This window comes from Priestia sp. LL-8 (assembly GCF_036227845.1).
Classification (GTDB): Bacteria; Bacillota; Bacilli; order Bacillales; family Bacillaceae_H; genus Priestia; species Priestia zanthoxyli.
On record NZ_JAZAQH010000001.1, the window covers coordinates 3,775,056 to 3,788,672 of the forward strand.

12 protein-coding genes are annotated in these 13,617 nt (G+C 38.0%); 4 read left to right on the forward strand and 8 right to left on the reverse strand.

Annotation, left to right across the window (positions count from 1 at the left end; genetic code table 11):
- The first annotated feature begins 85 nt into the window (after positions 1–85).
- A complete protein-coding gene (locus U9R83_RS19795; RefSeq protein WP_014458600.1) occupies positions 86–1,471 on the forward strand; it encodes a protoporphyrinogen oxidase in 1,386 nt (461 codons plus the stop codon).
- Positions 1,472–1,945: 474 nt separating this feature from the next.
- Here the strand turns inward: U9R83_RS19795 and U9R83_RS19800 are convergent, their stop codons facing one another.
- The 4 genes from U9R83_RS19800 to U9R83_RS19815 all read right to left on the reverse strand — a co-directional run bounded on the left by U9R83_RS19800 (position 1,946) and on the right by U9R83_RS19815 (position 5,368).
- The gene (locus U9R83_RS19800; protein WP_014458599.1) at positions 1,946–2,797 is read right to left on the reverse strand and encodes a VOC family protein; all 852 of its coding nucleotides are present in this window, start codon (positions 2,795–2,797) and stop codon (positions 1,946–1,948) included.
- A gap of 202 nt (positions 2,798–2,999) precedes the next feature.
- Positions 3,000–3,938, reverse strand: a complete 939-nt coding sequence (locus tag U9R83_RS19805) for an MBL fold metallo-hydrolase (RefSeq protein ID WP_208732940.1) — start codon at positions 3,936–3,938, stop codon at positions 3,000–3,002.
- A gap of 24 nt (positions 3,939–3,962) precedes the next feature.
- Entirely contained in the window at positions 3,963–4,889 is a 927-nt protein-coding gene (locus U9R83_RS19810; RefSeq protein WP_014458597.1) for a DMT family transporter, read from the reverse strand.
- The gene (locus U9R83_RS19815; protein ID WP_014458596.1) at positions 4,886–5,368 is read right to left on the reverse strand and encodes a GNAT family N-acetyltransferase; all 483 of its coding nucleotides are present in this window, start codon (positions 5,366–5,368) and stop codon (positions 4,886–4,888) included. Before U9R83_RS19815 ends, U9R83_RS19810 begins: the two co-directional genes overlap by 4 nt.
- A 221-nt stretch (positions 5,369–5,589) precedes the next feature.
- Here U9R83_RS19815 and U9R83_RS19820 point away from each other — a divergent pair, with 221 nt between their 5' ends.
- Together U9R83_RS19820 and U9R83_RS19825 are read left to right on the forward strand one after the other, a co-directional pair.
- The gene (locus U9R83_RS19820; protein WP_243549873.1) at positions 5,590–6,210 is read left to right on the forward strand and encodes a LysE family translocator; all 621 of its coding nucleotides are present in this window, start codon (positions 5,590–5,592) and stop codon (positions 6,208–6,210) included.
- Between the two features lie 277 nt (positions 6,211–6,487).
- Positions 6,488–7,921, forward strand: coding sequence for an alanine/glycine:cation symporter family protein (locus tag U9R83_RS19825; protein ID WP_208732938.1), 1,434 nt, complete (start codon positions 6,488–6,490; stop codon positions 7,919–7,921).
- A 61-nt stretch (positions 7,922–7,982) separates the two neighbouring features.
- Here U9R83_RS19825 and U9R83_RS19830 read toward each other — a convergent pair whose 3' ends face one another.
- Positions 7,983–8,435 (reverse strand): CBO0543 family protein, encoded by a 453-nt coding sequence (locus tag U9R83_RS19830; RefSeq protein ID WP_182421317.1) that lies wholly within the window; start codon positions 8,433–8,435, stop codon positions 7,983–7,985.
- 157 nt (positions 8,436–8,592) lie between these two features.
- The gene (locus U9R83_RS19835; protein WP_042991950.1) at positions 8,593–9,558 is read right to left on the reverse strand and encodes a bile acid:sodium symporter family protein; all 966 of its coding nucleotides are present in this window, start codon (positions 9,556–9,558) and stop codon (positions 8,593–8,595) included.
- A gap of 292 nt (positions 9,559–9,850) precedes the next feature.
- Here U9R83_RS19835 and U9R83_RS19840 point away from each other — a divergent pair, with 292 nt between their 5' ends.
- A complete protein-coding gene (locus tag U9R83_RS19840; protein ID WP_014458592.1) occupies positions 9,851–10,957 on the forward strand; it encodes a mechanosensitive ion channel family protein in 1,107 nt (368 codons plus the stop codon).
- Positions 10,958–10,997: 40 nt separating this feature from the next.
- Here the strand turns inward: U9R83_RS19840 and safA are convergent, their stop codons facing one another.
- Both safA and U9R83_RS19850 read right to left on the reverse strand, forming a co-directional pair.
- A complete protein-coding gene (gene safA, locus U9R83_RS19845; protein ID WP_080564747.1) occupies positions 10,998–11,621 on the reverse strand; it encodes a SafA/ExsA family spore coat assembly protein in 624 nt (207 codons plus the stop codon).
- Between the two features lie 139 nt (positions 11,622–11,760).
- On the reverse strand, positions 11,761–13,125 hold the full coding sequence (locus U9R83_RS19850; RefSeq protein WP_014458591.1) for a hemolysin family protein: 1,365 nt from the start codon (positions 13,123–13,125) through the stop codon (positions 11,761–11,763).
- Between the last annotated feature and the right edge of the window lie 492 nt (positions 13,126–13,617).

Below are 13,617 nucleotides of genomic sequence, written 5' to 3' on the forward strand. Positions count from 1 at the left end.
ATCAATTCATTACACTTTTCCTAGTCATAGTGGTATGATTTTCGTATATTACAGACTAATTGTTGAAAATGTAGGAGTGAATATTTTGAAAACGGTCGCTGTTATTGGAGGAGGAATTACGGGCTTAACCACTCTGTACTATTTGCAGAAACTAAAACGAGAACGTAATCTCCCGCTCAAATTATTATTACTAGAGAAACATGCCCATTTAGGAGGGAAAATCAATACGCGTGAAGCTGGGGAATTTATTATGGAAACAGGGGCAGATTCTATTGTGGCTCGAAAAGAAAACGTTATGCCTCTGCTAGAAGAGCTGTACTTAACAAACGATTTAGTCTATAACGAAACGGGCAAATCGTTTATTTACTCTGCTAATGAGCTGCTGCCAATTCCTGAAGATACCATGTTCGGTATTCCAACAAGCGTGGAATCTCTTTTTAAAAGCGAGCTGATTTCTTCAAAAGCTAAAATTACAGCTTTAAAAGACTTAATCACTAAAAATACAACGTTTACGAAAGACAGCTCAATTGGACTCTTTTTAAAACATTTTTTAGGAGAAGAGCTAGTAGAAAAACAAATTGCACCTATTTTATCCGGCGTCTACTCTGGCGATTTAGACAAACTCACGATTTCTTCGACTCTCCCGTATTTGCTCGACTACAAAAACACGTACGGCAGCATCATTAAAGGAATGGGCGCCAATGAAAAGAAATTTAAAACGGCAGGAAATAAAAAATTCATTTCGTTTAAACAAGGTTTATCAACGATTATTCACCGCTTAGAAGAAGAGCTTTCTGATGTAACGATTTTAAAAGATACGCCAACCACCAGCATAAAACGGAACGGTGAGCGCTACCAAATCAGTACGCCGGGGCAAGCCTATTCAGCAGATTACGTGGTGTTAGCTACACCGCACACGACTGCTCAGCACCTGTTGAACGATCGCGAATTAAACGAAGACTTTGAGCAGTTAAAAGATTCTTCTCTCATTAGCGTGTACATCGGCTATGACGTTCCAGACGAATACCTTCCCGCTGAAGGCACCGGGTTTATTGCTTCTCAATCAAGCAACTTAATCGCCAATGCCTGCACGTGGACGAGCAAAAAATGGGCTCATACTTCTAAGCGAGGGAATTTGTTAGTTCGCCTGTTTTATAAAAGCACGAGTCACCACTTTGACAGCCTGCGGGCGATGTCAAAAGAAGAGCTGCTAGCAGTGGCACAAAAGGACATTGAAAACAGCTTAGGGATCAAAGAGCAGCCCATTGAAAGCGACGTAACAAATTGGGATAAATTGATGCCTACCTACCACCTTAAACACGGTGAACTCGTACGCAGCTTGACTCAAAAATTGCATGACAAGCACCCCGCTATTACATTAGCCGGCTGTTCTTACTATGGAGTAGGCATTGCAGCGTGTATAACAAACGGCAAACAAACGGCCGAAGCTATCTCTCAACAGTTGACTTAAACAAGGATTGAAAACAATAAAAGGCCTGAAAATAAATATATTATTTTCAGGCCTTTTATTACCTTTTCGTTAGCATATAAAGCTACTTTCCTTACTATTAACAACTCTTTTATCGCTTTTCTTTTTGCAAAGCAGCAGTAGCAAACAATACAAGATAGCGCTCGTCTGAAGTTAATCTAAGCCAATGTTTCACTTTATATCTCACAGGTTTCCGCTCCCTTCCTTCAAGGTTTTATATGAAAAGACTTTATATAAAGATTCAATAACGATAAGAAATGATGCTAGATATGTATTTTATTCCCACGCCCGCTTGTTTACAAACTTTTTTAAGCATAAGACTCTTCGTTTATTTCCCTGAAAATAACACTATTTTCGCCATTATCATCTTGCTATTTGAGAAAAAAGTGTACATTTCTTTCCTATTTTGACGAACATTGCGATAAATAAAAGCTGCCAACTGCGGCAGCTTTTATGTTAAAGGACTAATCTAATTATATTGCCTGATGGATCTTTTGTGATGAAATCTTGGTTTTCTTTAGACACAGCTGCTCCAATTTCACGAAGCTGACTTATTGCATGCTCCCTTGCTTCTTCAGCTGGAAAAACAAGTGTAAATGACTCCAAACCAACGCTGCTTTCAAGAGGACTAGGCGCTCCAATTCCATTCCAAACGTTTAGTCCGATGTGATGATGATAGCGCCCAGTTGAAATAAACAATGCTTGATTATGGTAATTGCTAACAACCTCAAAACCTAATCCATTTCGATAAAAGTTTTCCGTTTGCTCTAATTCAGAAACGTGAAGGTGAATATGTCCCATTAAGGTAGCTGAAGGTAATCCTGTCCATGGTTTACCGTTTCCTTCAGATAATATCGCTTCTGCATCTAAAGGCTTTGTAGCCATTACTACTTCACTGTCATTCCATTCCCATGTACTTGACGGACGATCTCGATAAATCTCTATGCCGTTTCCATCTGGATCTGCCAAGTACAGCGCTTCGCTCACTAGATGATCAGACGCCCCTTGAAGCGGATAACCGCTATTTAACAAATGCTGAAGAACATTTCCTAAATCAGAACGAGTCGGCAACAATAGAGCAAAATGATATAAGCCTGTTGTACGAGGCTGTTTTGCTGTAACATTTTCCGGCTGTTCAATCGATAAAAGCGCCGTGCGTCCATCAGCTGTTAGCAAGGCTTTGTTCTCTTTTCTCCCTAAAAGTTTAAACCCGATTATTTGCTGATAAAAAGCAAGTGAACGCTCTAAATTTTCTACTTTTAAATTTACTTTCCCAACAAATACATGGGGTGCACGGTGAAAGTTCATGATTATTTCTCCTTTTGAATATATCATTTTTTAATCAACTTACTTTATGTAACTTATTATATTTTTATAACTTAGTTTCGTCAAGTTATTTATTTTACTATCATAACTTAAAGCTTATATCACAGCACAACCAATTGAATAAGCCCGCCTGCTCATAATATAGTATGAACAGGCGGGCTTATTTACCATTATGCATAAACTATCAAAACAGTTCTCTGCTTTTGCGTTTGACATTTCCATTAACAAAATACTGTATTCTCTCTTTTTGCTCATTTGTTGGCTTCTTATACGTTTCACATTCAAACTGAAAACATGCTTTTTCTAAATCGACTTCATTTCCTACAATTTCTCCAATCGCACTCAATTGGTTTAAATCTCGCCAAAGTTCCTCAGAAGTTTCAGGGTCAAAATGAGATGAAAGATAATACTGCGCATCATATTCTTTAAGTTCTCTCTGAATCCGCTCAAGGTCTTCTTTATCATAGCTCCAGTCACCGCTATAAAAATCTGGACATAGACAATCACCTAAAAACAGTACTTTTTCTTTGGGGACATAGACAACGGAAGAGTCCTGCGCGTGTACCCCTCCAATATGCTGAATCCAACAAGTGATTCCACCTAGGTCAACTTCCATATGATGATGAAACGTTACGTCCGGCTCCTGTAAAATTAACATCTCTCGACTCGGCATTTCTTTCTTTATCATGTCCCGGCAAAATTCAATTTCTTCACCTTCCCGAACACGTTTATCCAAGGCATCCTCGTCCCAGCGCAGTGTCTTTAAATAGGCCAGCTTTTTCTTCGTTAAATGATGGCTGATTGTATACTTGTTCATTGCATGAATGCCAAATGTATGATCCCAGTGCCAATGCGTAATAGCTACTCCTTTGATTGGAGGGGCTCCCATTTTTTCCACTTCTTCTAAAAATGATGATGCATGCGCGGGAGAATTCCCAGCATCTACGACGAAACTATACTTCTCCCCGCATATAAGCCCGAGCACCGGCCGATCCGTTTCTTCAGAATGAGGAAAGTAATAAACGTGGTCCGTTAGTTTTTTCAGCATATTTACACCTGCTTTATGTAGTTTAATAAAAGCCTCTTTACCAAATGGTAAATAATGATAAATAAACTGTATCATACTCGGTGCTGCTTGCCTATCCAATTAGCTGATATTGGACTTTTCTTGAAGAGCCATGACTTTTTCCAGCTCTGCTGCTTTGTACTTTAAGAAGATCATCACACTAATCATCACAATCATTCCTCCCACTAGCTGAGAAACGGTTGTCATTTCTCCAAGCAAGAAATAAGCGAGAATGATGGCACCAATTGGCTCTCCTAAAATAGCCATTGAAATCGTTGTAGCATCTACGTACTTTAACAGCCAGTTAAATAAGGCATGACCAAAAATATTAGGAATAAGCGCTAAAAGCAAAAAAATCCACCAGTCCTTTGTGTCATACTGAGTCAGCGATACGTTTGCACAAATATTGTAGACAAATAGAACCAGTCCACCGATTAAAAAAACGGCGAAGCTATAGATGATTGGAGGCATTTTCCTGCATAGATCTTGCCCCGCCAGCATATGAACAGAAACGGCCACTGTACCTAAAACAGAAAGTAAGTCTCCGTAAAGAGCCGTTTTGGATACTCCGATATCGCCTGATGCGATAATCACCGATCCGCTAACAGCAATTAAAATACTGATGATCCCTACTTTGCTTGTTTTTTCTTTAAATAAAAAATAAGCTCCTATCACTACGAAGACTGGCTCAAGCGCAGTCAAAATCATAGCGCTAGCAACTGTTGTGTGTGAAAAAGACTCCATCCAAAACAGAAAATGAAGCCCTAAAAACAAGCCTGATACAGACAGCATAATCCATTCCTTTACCGTGCTATTTTTTAAAAGGATGCTCATTTTCCTCCATGGTAAAAACGGTAAAAATAAAAGGACGGTAAACAGCAGTCTATACATGCCTAAAATAGAAGCAGGCGCGTCCGACCATTTAATTAAAATAGAAGAAAAGGACACGGCTAATACACCGATTAAAAGAAAGACAGGAGGCGGTAAAGGAAGAGTTGATTTATTCATGCCATTACTCCTTTTAGAATCTCTTTTTTCATATTTACTACAGGAATATCCACTCCCCCTCTATGCACCATTTCTTTTTCCTCTATGTAAAAGCCGATTGATTCATACAAAGCTATATTACGAGAAACACTCATTCTCACCTTACATGATAAACTTTCCTTACCACACTCTTTGGCGTACGCTTCTAACCATTGAATAAGCTGCTTAGCCATTCCTTTCCCTTGAAAAGCAGGAACAACAGACAGACGGTAAAAATATAAGCTCGTTTCTTCTAGCGTAAAACGCGCCATCGCTACTGGCTTATTTTCGACGTATAAAATGACAGCTTCTTTTCCATGCTTTAACGATTGCATAATAGATTCCGTTGTTTCATCAAGAGCACTGGACGGTGGGACAGAATCGCGATAGACGGAGAAGGCTTGCAACATAAGATCGTGAACTGTAGCAGCGTCCTCCGGCTGTGCTAAGCAGTACTTCATAAATTTTTACCCTCTTTCTATAAAAATTAAGTATATCGAATTATTATACAACACCACCTATTTTTTTCCTACACCTTTTATTGATTTTTATTAAGGAGAATAACCTCTTTTTACGCTTTTACACCTTCTTAACTTTACTCCATTAGTCTATTAATTCATTAGCACACACTCTTGAGAACTTTTTGTCGAAATGGTTAAAATTCTGTTGGGAGGGAATCATCATGACATTTTCTTGGCTTATACCTTACATAGCCGTGTCACTTATCATCGTTTTAATACCAGGACAAGACATGATTTTTGTAATGACACAAAGTATTGCTTCAGGCGTCAAAGCAGGCATCAAAACCGTATTGGGATCTATCACGGGAACATTCGTACATACTCTTTTAGCCGCAGTAGGGCTATCTATTATCTTTCAAAAATCAATTATTGCCTTTACGATTCTAAAGGTTGTAGGTGTTCTGTACCTGCTGTTTTTAGCCTACCAATCGTTTCGCGAAAAAAGCGGTCCGTTGGAATTAACAGAAAACGTTCAGCAGCACCATCACTTTAGAAAAGGATTTGTTAGCAACTTAACCAATCCAAAAGTAGCTATTTTCTTCATTACGTTCTTACCGCAGTTTGTTAATTCGTCTCTTGGATATGTAAGTTTGCAAATGATTTTGTTTGGTATCATCTTTATCGCCGAAACGCTCATCATCTTTTCACTTATTGCGCTATTTGCTTCTGGCCTTGGGAAAAAAGTCAAAAAAAGCCGTATCTTTCAGCACACATTAAAATATGTAAAAGGAACGGTTTTTGGGGTACTTGGCCTAAAACTTTTATTTTCTAGCAACAATTAAGTAAAACAAAATGAAATTTCTTTCATCCCTGCTGTTATCGCCTTTTCATACCCGCTTCATTTGTCATATCACCCTATTTTTCCATGTGAGGTTAGTTGACAAAAGACCAAAATTATTATTTTATATATATATAAGGTTCAGATTTAGCAACAGGATTCGACAAGGATAATGAAGAAAAACAGCGGGGAAATAGGGAAATCTATCTAAATAGAGGGAAAATTCTATAAATTCACGTTTTTTATTATTATTCTACTATAATTCATGAAGAGGTGAAACTATGCAAGAAGTAGTTCAAGGTTTTGTTAGTTCAATTAACGAATTTCTTTGGTCCTACTTACTGATTGCGATGCTGATTGCATTTGGTTTGTTTTTTACATTCAGGTCAAAGTTTTTACAAATTCGGCTGTTAAAAGAAATGATTCGTGTATTAAAAGAAGGTGCAGATAGCTCTTCTAAAGACGGAATTTCGCCATTCCAAGCGTTTTGTATCAGTATGGCAGCCCGCGTTGGTACGGGGAACATTACAGGTATTGCGATTGCGATCGCTTTAGGGGGACCTGGTGCTGTATTTTGGATGTGGGTGCTTGCCGTTATTGGTTCAGCTTCAGCATTTATCGAGAGTACGTTAGCACAAATATACAAAGTAAAAGACAAAGACGGCGGCTTCCGAGGCGGACCGGCTTACTATATGGAAAAAGGGTTAAAAAAGCGCTGGATGGGCGGACTTTTTGCCATCTTAATTACTTTATCATTCGGCTTAATTTTTAATGCTGTACAATCAAACACGATTACCCTTGCGTTTGAAAATGCGTTCGGAACGAATCGTCTAGTGTTAGGAATTATTATGACAGTGGCTTTCGCTGCCATTATTTTTGGCGGAGTTAAGCGTATTGCAAAAATGTCAGAATACATTGTTGTGGTACTCGCTGTTGCTTATATTGGTGTAGCATTCTTCATTATTATCATGAACATTCAAGAAATGCCTTCTCTTATCGCTCAAATCGTTAAGAATGCATTTGGTTTTGAACAAGTTGCCGGAGGTTCTCTTGGAGCAGCTCTTATGCAAGGAATTAAACGCGGATTATTCTCAAATGAAGCGGGTATGGGTAGCGCGCCAAACGCCGCAGCCGCTGCAACAACAAGCCACCCGGTAAAACAAGGGTTGATTCAAGCCTTTGGTGTATTAACGGATACGCTTATTATTTGTAGTAGTACTGCCTTTATCATTTTACTTTCAGGTGCTTACACAAATAAAAATTTAAGCGGTATTGAGTTAACACAGGCTGCTTTAAGCACTCATATTGGTTCTTGGGCAGCAGGCGCTCTTGCGATTATGATTTTCCTATTTGCTTTTAGTACGTTAATTGGTAACTACTACTACGGAGAAACAAATATTGAGTTCTTGAACACAAATAAAGCTTGGCTGATGACTTATCGTGTTGCTGTACTTGCAATGATTGTGTTCGGTTCTATTTCTCAAATTCAGCTTGTATGGGACTTAGCAGACCTGTTTATGGGCTTTATGGTAGTAGTCAACTTAATTGCCATTCTCTTGCTCTCGAAAGTGGCCTTTTCTGCACTCAAAGATTATCTTGCCCAAAAGAAAGCTGGAAAAGACCCTGTCTTCTATCAAGACAGCATTTCTGGACTTGATAATATTGATGCATGGGATCATTCAGAAGATAAATCTAGCTCGAAAGAAGCGATCTAACAAAAAAAGCCGTGAATATTCACGGCTTTTTTTATTGTGCAAATTTACTTCTTTTTTTCTTCTAGTGAAGCAGTCTAAGACTAACCAAATACCTATAGTATAAATAAATTACGATGTACGGAATCCAGTAGGAAAAAAATGTCCAGCCGAGATTCCATCCGTTTCCGTATATCACTCTGTCCGTATACATATACGTTCCTTCTAAAAATGTTGTAAGCAGCGCAATAAGAAAAATAAAAAAATGAGGCTTTCCGATTCGCTGGATTAAAAAAATCATATAGCTGGCTAATACAGGATAGACACCTAAATTAAAAGGCAGCGCTTCTAATGCTTCATTTTCTAAAGAAGTCCGGAGTTTCCAAAAGCCATAATAGCTCCCTAATTCATTGATAACGATTGCTAAAATGCAAAAAGCAGTTCCTACTAAAGGTAGTAAACGACGATTTTTAGGATGTAAATAGAGGGTGCCGAAAACCCAAGGTAAAACAAACGCCAGCGCTATATTAATAAGCAAGAATATCCGACCTTTTTCTTTCTAGTATGTCACACCGTACCTTTTTCTAATCATCTCATTATATTGAACTGAGCAAGTGTAAAAGTACCTTATCTCTGATCGTTAAAGCAGAGTGCTTAATTTATGATTACTGTAGTTCGTCCCTTGCTTTTTCCATTTATTTTAATGAAGCAAATTCAGCGTCTTTTTTCTGGTAATAGTTTTGAACTAAACGCCCTGATAAAGCAGCTAATACCTGCTGAAATAACATCCCTAATACGACGGGTACAGCAACGGGAGCTGGAAAATAAGATACGGCTAATACGGCTCCAGCGCTAATATTTCTCATGCCTCCGCAAAAAGTAAGCGTCACAACTTTTGCTCGGTCCCATCTTAGCCATTTGCCAATCATCCAGCTGAAGAAATAACCAGCTGAACTCATTAAAAAGACGATCAAGATGATAAACAGCAGTTTTTTATCAATATGTTTTAAATAAGGTGCAATCACTCCCCCGTTTACCATAACCATCACACTTAACCCTATTTTCGAAACAGGTGCCAGCTTTGGTCCTAATGTCTGCTTAATTGTTCCTTTTGTATATTGATTTAAGCACATACCTAACAGAGATGGAAGGACAATCATAAAACATAAATCTTTGACTAACTTTAGCGCTTCCAGATGTACGGTGTCTCCAACCACCAATAAAAGCGTATAAGGAACGATAAGCGGCGCTAAAAGAGTATCAATTAAAATAATGGATAGTGCAAGAGGAATGCTTCCTTTGTAAATAGAGACCCATATAAAACTAGTCACTCCTGTTGGAATAATTGCTGCTAGCAAAAGACCCGTGCTTGTAAATACATCATGTGGAAAAATCACTTGACCAACGCTCCAAGCCCATGCTGGCATAAAAATATGTAAAACAAACAGGGCCATAATGATTGGAAATGGACGGTGTATCGTGGCATTTAACTGGTGAAAGTTTGAATTCAAACTTCCGGCAAACGTCATTAATGCAAAAAGCCATGGAATTAAGAAGGTATACTGACTTAATGACGAACCGATAAGAACTCCTATGAGCAAGCTGACCGGCGTAATAAACGGCATCAATTTTTCTAGCATTCTATTTAATTGACTTAACAAAGCTTTCTCCCTCCAACGAACGTTTTAAATAAATAATAAGATAAATTAACGTTTATAATATCACCTATTTATTATACAACTTATTTTCAGACTATTGTCTGTCTCTTTTACCTAAAAGAGATATATTCATAATTATCACTTAAATAGATTTACAGGTATTTTTGTGCTATTTTAATAGGGAAGAAGCTTTTAAAAAGCATGAATTTAGGGTAGAGAACACTCTACATAGAAATGCTTTCAATTGACGGATATAAATGGACTGTAGCACAGTTTTGGTAACTAGGAGGATTGTATGGATTTTTTGAAGTCTCTGTCATCGTTAGATGATTGGAAAAAAATCGTGATTGCGATTGGGATCTTTTTGATCTTTTTAATTCTTCGCAAGCTTTTCACGACTTATTTGTTTAAGTTTATTATTGGTTTTGTCAAAAATAAAAAAATCAATTTGATTACGAGCGTTTTAGAAGCTTTTGAAAAGCCGCTGCGCTGGATTTTTGTAATTATTGGTTTCAAGCTTGCTCTTCCCTATCTTCCCTTTGATGTTTTAACAGCCGACACGGAAAGACATTTAGTTCGTTCAGCTTCTGTTGGCCTTGCAGGATGGGGCTTGTATAATCTAGCTGCTTCTACCAATTTATTTTTTGCAACGTTTGCCAAAAATTTTGATATCCAAGTGGATCGAATCATTATTCCTTTTATTGAAAAGTTCATCCGCATCGTTGTTGTTATGCTTTCTATCTCCATCATCGCAGAAGAATGGGGTTTTAACGTAAACGGCTTTGTAGCGGGTCTTGGCTTAGGTGGTCTTGCTTTTGCCCTAGCCGCAAAAGACACCGTTAGTAATTTATTCGGCGGAATTGTAATTATTACCGAAAAGCCTTTTACCATTGGAGATTGGATTAAAACACCGAGTGTTGAAGGCGTTGTAGAAGATATTACGTTTCGAAGCACCAAAGTTCGAACGTTCGCTCAAGCAGTCGTAACGGTTCCAAATGCTACTCTTTCTAATGAACCTATTATTAACTGGGCAAAGATGGGAAAACGTCAAATTGCCTTTCATTTAAACTTGAATTATAATACACCAAAAGAAAAATTAGAAACCGTTGTGGCAAGAATTAAAAAGATGCTGACTGACCACGAAGAAATTCATAATGAAACGATTCTGGTTAACTTTGACGGTTTCTATGAATCCAGCTTAAATATCTATTTGTATTTCTTTACAAATACAACCGTTTTTGCTGATTACTTAGATGTAAAAGAAAATATAAACTTCGAAATTATGGACATTCTTGAAGAAGAAGGCGTAGAATTTGCGTTCCCTACGCGTACGCTCATTGTTGAGCAGGACGGAAAGCTTTCTGGCAATCCAAAAGAATTTCTAGAAAGTGCTCGAAGCTAAAAAAAGCTGACTTAGTAGTCAGCTTTTTTTCCTTTCTTTTTTAGTTTGAAATGAACATTTGAGTCCAGTAATGGCCGTAGCTTCCGCCTTTAGCGTAACCTACTCCAATTTCAGTAAATTGACTCGATAGTATGTTTTTACGGTGGCCTTCGCTATTCATCCATGCGTTAACCACTTCTTTTGGAGTCGCTTGTCCAGCAGCGATATTTTCACCTGCTGTACTGTATGTAATACCAAATTTTTTCATCATGTCGAACGGACTTCCATATGTAGGCGATGTATGACTGAAATAGTTTTTATCAATCATATCCTGCGATTTATAGCGAGCAACGCGAGCTACTTCCCAATTAGATTTTAAAGGTTTAAGCCCTACTTTAGCACGTTCTTGATTCACTAGCTGAACCACTTGCTCTTCGTATGAACTTCCCGCTTTATCTGTTGGTATGGTAATTTTTTGTCCCGGATAGATCGAATTAGGGTTTTTAATAGCGGAGTTCGCTTCAATCAGCTCGGAAACACCAACCTGATATTTTACTGCTATTTTCCACATCGTATCTCCGGGTTGAACGGTATGTACGGTTGCTGCTTGCGCAGTGTTATTAAGACCAAAAGCTAGAGTGACAGACAACAATGTTACTAATAAAAGTTTTGATAGAGTTTTCATATTTTTATTAAAGCAAATTGATTTTAAGATTCATAGCAGTAATATTATCCTTTAGTTCCATCATATTACTTTATTATCTTCCCCGCACACTTTTTCTATAACAAAAAGACGCACTGCTCTTTCGCAATGCGCCTTCTTATTATGAAGATAAAGCCTGTGACTGGTTCATGTCCGACACGTTAACCGCTTCATCCGTACTTTGATGCACCTGACGTTTTTTAATCACATCAATATATTGAATGTGATGGCCTTCCATTTTCGTAACGGTAAAGTCATACTGATCAAAGCTAAGGCTTTCTCCTTGCTTGACGTCATATTTTTCCGTTAAGACCCAGCCTCCAATTGTATCAACATCCGTATCATCAATTGTTGTGCCAAGCAGCTCGTTAAGCTCACTTACTAATAATTTTCCATCTACAATATAATGATCGGGTTTGACTTTCTGAATTAATGGAAGTTCATCCGCATCAAATTCATCACGAATTTCACCGACAATTTCCTCTAAAATATCCTCTACTGTTACAATCCCTGCTGTTCCACCGTATTCATCAATTAGAATAGCCATATGGATACGTTCACGCTGCATCTTAAGCAACAAATCATGAATAGGAATCGATTCAATTACTTCAATAACAGGACGGATATACTGTTTTAAGTCTATTTTTTCCTTGCTGTTGTTCATGACAATCTCGGTTAAAATCTCTTTCATATTGACCATTCCAATAATATGGTCTTTATCTCCATCGATGACGGGATAGCGGGTAAACCGTTCTTCTTGGACCATCTCAAGGATATATTCGACCGTATCTTCTTGATCAATCGAAACGACTTCCGTACGCGGCACCATAATCTCTTTGGCAACGCGATCATCAAAGTCAAAAATTTTACTTACATATTTAAACTCCGATTGATTGATTTCACCGCTTTTATAGCTTTCTGATAACAAGATGCGAAGCTCTTCTTCACTGTGTGCAAGCTCATTTTCTGAAGCAGGCTTTAGACCAAATAACCCTGTTATTAAACGAGAAGAACTGTTTAATAGCCAAATGAAAGGATAGGTTACTTTATAAAAGAGTATAAGCGGACGAACAAATAATAAAGTGACTTTCTCTGCTTTTTGAATTGCAAATGTTTTCGGAGCAAGCTCTCCGACCACAACGTTTATAAATGTAACAATCGCAAAAGAAATCGCAACAGATAATACTTTTGTTAAAGCTCCGCTTATCCCTAGTTGATCAAGTAATGGTGACAGGAGATGCGAAAGTGTAGGCTCTCCTAACCAACCAATTCCCAGCGCAGTAATCGTAATACCAAGCTGACACGCAGATAAGTATTCATCTAAATTTGAAATAACTTGCTTCGCAGCTTTTGCATTGCTGCTCCCTTCTGCTATAAGCTGATCCACTTTGGAACTCCTCACGCGAATAATCGCAAACTCGGTAGCAACGAAAAAAGCAGTTAATGCAATCAGTACCGCTAGTAAAATCAAGTTAAATATGTCCAATCAAGTTCCTTAGCTCGTTTAAAAACGAGTAAGGACTCACCTCCTAAAAAATAAAAAATTTGGATAAAGAACTCTATCCCTGTACTGATCACATGGAAAAGTGCATATAAGGAGGAATCACATGATAAATGTATAAACATTTTTATATGGAGCAAAACTGCCAGTCTTTCTTCCTTATCTCACGTTTCACTCGTTAATGTAGCAGGTCATTCTTTATTCAGCTGTTCTAGATGTGAAGCAATGGCTCACATCGCTTCATTTCATGATGTTGCTTCAGCGCTGATTCTCTCTTCTATTCATTTATAAAAAATTTAGTAGTTTCCAATCTTTATAAAGTTAAAGTCTGTTAACGTCTTAAAAGAGCGATTATGTGATAAAGAGCGATATGCGTGAAGCAAATGTAGGTTTGTATAATACTGTATTGTACGCTTTGACACTGGTGCATATAATGCTACTTCGCCAACGTGGTACACTGCCCCATCCAATCACCTC

Bases quoted from the DNA above. Each gene is read 5' to 3' on its own strand.
- U9R83_RS19800 (WP_014458599.1), bottom strand. From the start codon at position 2,797: ATGAACTTTCACCGTGCACCCCATGTATTTGTTGGGAAAGTAAATTTA.
- U9R83_RS19805 (WP_208732940.1), bottom strand. From the start codon at position 3,938: ATGATACAGTTTATTTATCATTATTTACCATTTGGTAAAGAGGCTTTT.
- U9R83_RS19810 (WP_014458597.1), bottom strand. From the start codon at position 4,889: ATGAATAAATCAACTCTTCCTTTACCGCCTCCTGTCTTTCTTTTAATC.
- U9R83_RS19815 (WP_014458596.1), bottom strand. From the start codon at position 5,368: ATGAAGTACTGCTTAGCACAGCCGGAGGACGCTGCTACAGTTCACGAT.
- U9R83_RS19820 (WP_243549873.1), top strand. From the start codon at position 5,590: ATGACATTTTCTTGGCTTATACCTTACATAGCCGTGTCACTTATCATC.
- U9R83_RS19825 (WP_208732938.1), top strand. From the start codon at position 6,488: ATGCAAGAAGTAGTTCAAGGTTTTGTTAGTTCAATTAACGAATTTCTT.
- U9R83_RS19840 (WP_014458592.1), top strand. From the start codon at position 9,851: ATGGATTTTTTGAAGTCTCTGTCATCGTTAGATGATTGGAAAAAAATC.
- safA (WP_080564747.1), bottom strand. From the start codon at position 11,621: ATGAAAACTCTATCAAAACTTTTATTAGTAACATTGTTGTCTGTCACT.